Here is a 7723-nt window from a genome sequence, read left to right as displayed (position 1 = left end):
ACATTATGCGCTTTTAAAAACTGAACTGCACGAGCAGCGTCTTCATTGCCCATCGTGAAATTGTCACCAATAGGCAAAATAGCATAATCTATCCGTTCTTTTGCACCTATAATCTGCATGTCGGAAAAAAGAGCAGTATCACCTGAATAATAAACTGTAGGCCCGTTTTTAAATTTTATTACGAAGCCACAGGCAAGACCTCCGGCAACACCACTGCTATGAATTGCCATAGTCATTCTGATCCAGCCAAAGGAAAAACTTAATGATCCGCCAATATTCATCGGTTGTACTTTCTTTATACTACTGCATAAAGCTAGGACTTCAGGAATTGCTACAATTACAGCCCCATTTTTTTTAGCAATAAGTTCAGCATCTCCTAAATGATCAAAATGGGCATGACTGACAAGTATATAATCACAGGAAATTTCCTTTGGTTTTATATCTGTCAAGGGATTTTCCTTGAAAAAGGGATCTACTAGAATAATTTCTTTACCTGTATTTAAAGAAAAACAAGAATGTCCATAAAAATTAAATTTAATCATAAAAATCCTCCATTCTGTCACAAAATATCTATATCTAATAGTATATAATTATACAAAAAATTTAAAAGTCCTGCTAATTTAATAATAATATCAATAAACATTTAATTTATTTGAGGCGATATTATGTCTTACAAAATATTTTTACCCCAGCTGGCTGTAACTTTACATAAGGATAGGGAAATAACCACAAAAATTTTACTCATTACAGGTGGTCGAACCCCTGATACCGCATGGCTTAAAAGAACTGCTAATCAAAGGATTATCTATTGTGCCGATCACGGTCTTGATATATGCATTGATGCAGGGTTGATCCCTGATTATATATTAGGTGATGGTGACAGTGTCGATAGTTTAAATTGGCAATGGGCAGAATCTATAGGCATTCCTGTAGATAAATATCCCTCTGCCAAAAATTTACTGATACATACACAGTTGGCACTTGAGCAAATAAATCAAAAATATCCACAGTCAGATATTATCATCACCGGAATGTTTGGCGGTCGATTTGATCATTTATATTAGTATTTTTTTCTGCAGCAGCAGTTTTGACCGAAAGTAATGTTATCTGCGCTGCTGATGATAAAGAAATACTTATTTACCTCAAAGCAGAATCAGCTGTTTTAAAATGTGAGAAAATACCGGAAAGCATTTCTTTACTACCCTTAGAAGAGAAGTGTCACGATGTCAGTATAAATAATGTCAAATGGCCTTTAGACAAAGTTATTTTGAAACAAAAAACCCTTACGCAATAAGCAATGTTCTAAAAAATGACAATAAAATAAAAGTAAAAACAGGACGAGGCATACTAGGTGTATATTTTTACTGGCCTAACAATTGAATAAACAAGAGACCGCTGCATATAATAAATGATTAAATAAATAACAGTTTCTTTTGATATCTTGTCAGAAGAATTCGGTACTCGTCAAAATGAATTACTGAATACCTGCATATTTATAAAAGCAATATATGCGGCAGCCCCCTTAATTTTGGTTATTTCATTATGCTTCTATTAAAAAAGCACAATAACCCTTCTTAGTTTCATACACATCAATTTTACTTGTTACTTCCCACGGTGCATGCATATTAAGAACAGCGACACCACTGTCAATTACCTGCATTCCGTATAAAGCCATGATATAGGCATAGTTCCTCCACCGCCTAAGTCAACACGGCCGAGTTCTGAAAATTGAATATTAACATTATGTTTATCCATCATAGCACGTATTTCACCTAAATATTCTGCATTAGCATCATTAGAACCAGATTTTCCCCGTGAACCAGTAAATTTATTAAAAGCCATTCCTTTACCAAGATAAGCTACATTTTTTTTGTCAAAGGAAGAAGCATAAAGGGCATCATAACCTGACGTTACATCAGAAGAAAGCATTTTAGAATTAGCCAGACAACGCCGCATATTCAATTCATTATATGTACCCAATAAATTCATTACTTCAGCTAAAGCATTTTCGAAAAATTTTGATTGCATACCCGTAGCACCAACACTGCCTATTTCTTCTTTTTATCTACCAGCAAACAGCAGGCAGTTTTTTTAGTATTCTTAGTTTCCAACATTGCGACTAAAGAAGTGTATGCACATACTCTGTCGTCCTGTCCATAAGAAATTATCATGCTGCGGTCAAAACCTAATTCTCTCGCTCCTCCGGCTGGTACGATTTCTAATTCGGCTGATAATAGATCATCTTCTTCAATATCATAGGTCGATTTTAATAATTTAAGCACATTTTCCTTCACAGCTTCTTTTTCTTCACCTTTTAAAGGTAGAGAACCGACTAGTAGATCCAATGACTCACCGGAAACAGCATCACTGGCAGTCTTCTTCATTTGATCCTGGGCGAGATGGATCAATAAATCAGTTACACAGAAAACAGGATCAGTTTCTTTTTCACCTATGGTAATATCTATTATTTTACCATCCTTTTTTACAACTACACCATGGGATAGCTAGAGGAATCGTTACCCATTGATATTTTTTAATGCCTCCATAATAATGGGTATCCATATATGCTAGCCCACCATCTTCATAAAGTGGATTTTGTTTTATGTCAAGTCGTGGACTGTCAATATGTGCCCCTAATATGGACATACCACTTTCTAATGGTTCACTGCCAATATTAAACATAACAACTGATTTTTTCATGCATATAGCATAAACTTTATCTCCAGTATGGATACTACCCTTACTATCAATTATTGTCTGTATATTTTTATAACCACTTTCTTCTGCTTGGCGGATTATTTCTTCTACACATCTACGTTCGGTTTTCCCGACAGTTAAAAATTTGCGATAATTATCGCAAAGAATTTGTAAATCTCCTTTTTCTTTTTTGGTGTATTTTTCCCAAACTGACTTTTTATCATCTTTTTTACTTTTTTCTTTAGCCATATATATCACTCCTGTTTTAATAGATATAATCCTAATATATAATAAATTGTGTTGTCAATATAGAAATAGCAACTCATTCACAAGATTTATTATACTATTCATAAACATATATAGCAATTGATAAAGGTTAATATATTCATAATCTAATACCTTCTATTTTGCTATGCATTTTACGCTAATATACTATATTTATATTAGCGTATAAATGCATAGCAAAATAGAAGGTATTAGATTATGAATATATTAACCTTATCAATTGCTATATATGTTTATGAATAGTATAATAAATCTTGTGAATGAGTTGCTATTTCTATATTGACAACACAATTTATTATATATTAGGATTATATCTATTAAAAACAGGAGTGATATATATGGCTAAAGAAAAAAGTAAAAAAGATGATAAAAAGTCAGTTTGGGAAAAAATACCAAAAAAGAAAAAGGAGATTTACAAATTCTTTGCGATAATTATCGCAAATTTTTAACTGTCGGGAAAACCGAACGTAGATGTGTAGAAGAAATAATCCGCCAAGCAGAAGAAAGTGGTTATAAAAATATACAGACAATAATTGATAGTAAGGGTAGTATCCATACTGGAGATAAAGTTTATGCTATATGCATGAAAAAATCAGTTGTTATGTTTAATATTGGCAGTGAACCATTAGAAAGTGGTATGTCCATATTAGGGGCACATATTGACAGTCCACGACTTGACATAAAACAAAATCCACTTTATGAAGATGGTGGGCTAGCATATATGGATACCCATTATTATGGAGGCATTAAAAAATATCAATGGGTAACGATTCCTCTAGCTATCCATGGTGTAGTTGTAAAAAAGGATGGTAAAATAATAGATATTACCATAGGTGAAAAAGAAACTGATCCTGTTTTCTGTGTAACTGATTTATTGATCCATCTCGCCCAGGATCAAATGAAGAAGACTGCCAGTGATGCTGTTTCCGGTGAGTCATTGGATCTACTAGTCGGTTCTCTACCTTTAAAAGGTGAAGAAAAAGAAGCTGTGAAGGAAAATGTGCTTAAATTATTAAAATCGACCTATGATATTGAAGAAGATGATCTATTATCAGCCGAATTAGAAATCGTACCAGCCGGAGGAGCGAGAGAATTAGGTTTTGACCGCAGCATGATAATTTCTTATGGACAGGACGACAGAGTATGTGCATACACTTCTTTAGTCGCAATGTTGGAAACTAAGAATACTAAAAAAACTGCCTGCTGTTTGCTGGTAGATAAAGAAGAAATAGGCAGTGTTGGTGCTACGGGTATGCAATCAAAATTTTTCGAAAATGCTTTAGCTGAAGTAATGAATTTATTGGGTACATATAATGAATTGAATATGCGGCGTTGTCTGGCTAATTCTAAAATGCTTTCTTCTGATGTAACGTCAGGTTATGATGCCCTTTATGCTTCTTCCTTTGACAAAAAAATGTAGCTTATCTTGGTAAAGGAATGGCTTTTAATAAATTTACTGGTTCACGGGGAAAATCTGGTTCTAATGATGCTAATGCAGAATATTTAGGTGAAATACGTGCTATGATGGATAAACATAATGTTAATATTCAATTTTCAGAACTCGGCCGTGTTGACTTAGGCGGTGGAGGAACTATTGCCTATATCATGGCTTTATACGGAATGCAGGTAATTGACAGTGGTGTCGCTGTTCTTAATATGCATGCACCGTGGGAAGTAACAAGTAAAATTGATGTGTATGAAACTAAGAAGGGTTATTGTGCTTTTTTAATAGAAGCATAATGAAATAACCAAAATTAAGGGGGCTGCCGCATATATTGCTTTTATAAATATGCAGGTATTCAGTAATTCATTTTGACGAGTACCGAATTCTTCTGACAAGATATCAAAAGAAACTGTTATTTATTTAATCATTTATTATATGCAGCGGTCTCTTGTTTATTCAATTGTTAGGCCAGTAAAAATATACACCTAGTATGCCTCGTCCTGTTTTTACTTTTATTTTATTGTCATTTTTTAGAACATTGCTTATTGCGTAAGGTGTTTTTTGTTTCAAAATAACTTTGTCTAAAGGCCATTTGACATTATTTATACTGACATCGTGACACTTCTCTTCTAAGGGTAGTAAAGAAATGCTTTCCGGTATTTTCTCACATTTTAAAACAGCTGATTCTGCTTTGAGGTAAATAAGTATTTCTTTATCATCAGCAGCGCAGATAACATTACTTTCGGTCAAAACTGCTGCTGCAGAAAAAATACTACTATATAAATGATCAAATCGACCGCCAAACATTCCGGTGATGATAATATCTGACTGTGGATATTTTTGATTTATTTGCTCAAGTGCCAACTGTGTATCAGTAAAATTTTTGGCAGAGGGATATTTATCTACAGGAATGCCTATAGATTCTGCCCATTGCCAATTTAAACTATCGACACTGTCACCATCACCTAATATATAATCAGGGATCAACCCTGCATCAATGCATATATCAAGACCGTGATCGGCACAATAGATAATCCTTTGATTAGCAGTTCTTTTAAGCCATGCGGTATCAGGGGTTCGACCACCTGTAATGAGTAAAATTTTTGTGGTTATTTCCCTATCCTTATGTAAAGTTACAGCCAGCTGGGGTAAAAATATTTTGTAAGACATAATATCGCCTCAAATAAATTAAATGTTTATTGATAATTATTATTAAATTAGCAGGACTTTTAAATTTTTTGTATAATTATATACTATTAGATATAGATATTTTGTGACAGAATGGAGGATTTTTATGATTAAATTTAATTTTTATGGACATTCTTGTTTTTCTTTAAATACAGGTAAAGAAATTATTCTAGTAGATCCCTTTTTCAAGGAAAATCCCTTGACAGATATAAAACCAAAGGAAATTTCCTGTGATTATATACTTGTCAGTCATGCCCATTTTGATCATTTAGGAGATGCTGAACTTATTGCTAAAAAAAATGGGGCTGTAATTGTAGCAATTCCTGAAGTCCTAGCTTTATGCAGTAGTATAAAGAAAGTACAACCGATGAATATTGGCGGATCATTAAGTTTTTCCTTTGGCTGGATCAGAATGACTATGGCAATTCATAGCAGTGGTGTTGCCGGAGGTCTTGCCTGTGGCTTCGTAATAAAATTTAAAAACGGGCCTACAGTTTATTATTCAGGTGATACTGCTCTTTTTTCCGACATGCAGATTATAGGTGCAAAAGAACGGATAGATTATGCTATTTTGCCTATTGGTGACAATTTCACGATGGGCAATGAAGACGCTGCTCGTGCAGTTCAGTTTTTAAAAGCGCATAATGTTATTCCTGTTCATTATAACACATGGCCGGTAATAAAACAGGACCCCAAAATTTTCAAGCAGACAGCAGAAAGTATTGCTGCTGTTAAAGTTCATATAGTAAAACCAGGTGAATCATTGGATTTAAGTAAATAATGACAAAAATCCTCAATTTATCAAATAACAGATACAAAGAAAAAGTTGTTATTATACTTGGCCCAACAGCAGTAGGAAAAACTGAATTAAGTTTAAAATTGGCACAAAATTTAAAGGCAGAAATAATTTCAGGTGATTCTATGCTGGTGTACAAAAATTTTAATATTGGAACAGCAAAACCAGTTCCAGAAGAACTTACACGTGTAAGACACCATTTAGTTAATATATTATCGCCGGAAGAATCGTTTGATGTGACTAAATTTTGTACTAGAGCCAAAATTATAATAACTGAATTAAATAAAAAAAATATTATTCCTGTGATTGCTGGCGGTACAGGTCTTTATATAAAATCACTAGTAGAAGGATATCAGTTTAATACAGCTCCAGAAGATCCTGAATATCGATCATATCTGGAAACTATAGCGAAAAAATATGGTCGAGAATATGTATTAAATTTATTAAAAAAAGTAGATCCTGAAACAGCACAGCGATTGCATATTAATAACTTTCGCAGAATAATACGTGCGCTGGAAGTATATAAATACAATAAAGATAAAATTTCCCATAAAAAATCATTCACCAATAATGAGTTATTGTATGATGCTGCAGTTATTGGCTTGAACCGCAACCGTGATAATCTATACGCGCGTATTAATGAACGCGTGGATTTAATGATAAAGGATGGTTGGGTAAATGAAGTGGCATCTTTACTGAAAGGCGGTGTACATCCTTCTTGTCATGCGATGCAGGCAATAGGCTATCGTCAGCTTACCACTTACTTAGAACATAAAATTACTTTGCCGGAAGCTATTGATGATATAAAAAAAGCTACACGGCATTTTGCTAAAAGACAGCTTACCTGGTATAAAAAAATGCCTTATATCAAATGGTTTGAAGTTGATAAAATCTCATCAGAACTATTATGGAAAAAAGTCTATGAATTTATAATAAAAAAATTTGAAGATAAATAGATTTTTATTAAAAATATAATATATATTAATTTTATCATATACAACAAAATCGAGGAGGAAATTTTTGTGAAGGCTATTAATCTGCAAGATGCTTTTTTAAATCAGGCACGTAAAGAAAATATAAGTGTTACCATTTATCTTGTAAATGGGTTTCAATTACGCGGTAATGTTACAGGGTTTGATAACTTCACGGTTATTTTAGACAGTAATGGAAAACAACAGCTGGTATATAAACATGCTATATCAACAATTACTCCAGCACATACTTTGACAATGGCCGCTGCGAGCGAGAAGAAAATTGTTGATTAATAATTAATTTAATAAAAAGGAGTATCGCCTTATAATCAGTGCGATACT

The 7723-nt window shown here is 33.3% G+C and carries 7 protein-coding genes and 2 pseudogenes; 6 read left to right on the top strand and 3 right to left on the bottom strand.

The window, feature by feature from the left end; all coding sequences use genetic code 11:
- On the bottom strand, window positions 1–542 hold a 542-nt coding region (locus tag I6760_RS12340), incomplete at its 3' end, for a metal-dependent hydrolase (protein ID WP_196594692.1).
- Between the two features lie 123 nt (window positions 543–665).
- Here I6760_RS12340 and I6760_RS12335 point away from each other — a divergent pair.
- Window positions 666–1064, top strand: coding sequence for a motility associated factor glycosyltransferase family protein (locus I6760_RS12335; protein ID WP_196594691.1), 399 nt, complete (start codon window positions 666–668; stop codon window positions 1062–1064).
- 23 nt (window positions 1065–1087) lie between these two features.
- On the top strand, window positions 1088–1294 hold the full coding sequence (locus I6760_RS12330; protein ID WP_196594690.1) for a motility associated factor glycosyltransferase family protein: 207 nt from the start codon (window positions 1088–1090) through the stop codon (window positions 1292–1294).
- A 246-nt stretch (window positions 1295–1540) separates the two neighbouring features.
- Here the strand turns inward: I6760_RS12330 and I6760_RS12325 are convergent.
- Window positions 1541–2946, bottom strand: a pseudogene (locus tag I6760_RS12325) (aminopeptidase).
- Between the two features lie 374 nt (window positions 2947–3320).
- On the opposite strand from I6760_RS12325, the pseudogene I6760_RS12320 reads away from it, so the two are divergent.
- Window positions 3321–4722: pseudogene (locus I6760_RS12320) on the top strand (aminopeptidase).
- A 160-nt stretch (window positions 4723–4882) separates the two neighbouring features.
- Here the strand turns inward: I6760_RS12320 and I6760_RS12315 are convergent.
- Window positions 4883–5596 (bottom strand): thiamine diphosphokinase, encoded by a 714-nt coding sequence (locus I6760_RS12315; RefSeq protein WP_196594689.1) that lies wholly within the window; start codon window positions 5594–5596, stop codon window positions 4883–4885.
- Between the two features lie 124 nt (window positions 5597–5720).
- On the opposite strand from I6760_RS12315, the gene I6760_RS12310 reads away from it, so the two are divergent.
- The 3 genes from I6760_RS12310 to hfq are packed head-to-tail and all read left to right on the top strand — an operon-like array spanning window position 5721 to window position 7675.
- Complete coding sequence (locus I6760_RS12310) at window positions 5721–6395, top strand: metal-dependent hydrolase (protein ID WP_196594688.1); 675 nt, start codon at window positions 5721–5723, stop codon at window positions 6393–6395.
- Window positions 6395–7366 carry a tRNA (adenosine(37)-N6)-dimethylallyltransferase MiaA gene (miaA, locus tag I6760_RS12305; RefSeq protein WP_196594687.1) on the top strand — a complete coding sequence of 324 codons (972 nt, stop codon included), beginning with the start codon at window positions 6395–6397 and terminating at the stop codon, window positions 7364–7366. Before I6760_RS12310 ends, miaA begins: the two co-directional genes overlap by 1 nt.
- 60 nt (window positions 7367–7426) lie before the next feature.
- Window positions 7427–7675, top strand: a complete 249-nt coding sequence (gene hfq / locus I6760_RS12300) for an RNA chaperone Hfq (protein WP_196594891.1) — start codon at window positions 7427–7429, stop codon at window positions 7673–7675.
- Window positions 7676–7723 lie beyond the last annotated feature (48 nt).

Source organism: Pectinatus sottacetonis (assembly GCF_015732155.1).
GTDB classification, from domain to species: Bacteria; Bacillota; Negativicutes; order Selenomonadales; family Selenomonadaceae; genus Pectinatus; species Pectinatus sottacetonis.
Note: the sequence above shows the minus strand (reverse complement) of the source record. Positions and strands in the feature narration are given on the sequence as shown.

Coding starts and splice junctions, on each gene's coding strand:
- miaA (WP_196594687.1), top strand. CDS start 6,395: ATGACAAAAATCCTCAATTTATCAAATAACAGATACAAAGAAAAAGTT.
- I6760_RS12315 (WP_196594689.1), bottom strand. CDS start 5,596: ATGTCTTACAAAATATTTTTACCCCAGCTGGCTGTAACTTTACATAAG.
- I6760_RS12310 (WP_196594688.1), top strand. CDS start 5,721: ATGATTAAATTTAATTTTTATGGACATTCTTGTTTTTCTTTAAATACA.
- I6760_RS12335 (WP_196594691.1), top strand. CDS start 666: ATGTCTTACAAAATATTTTTACCCCAGCTGGCTGTAACTTTACATAAG.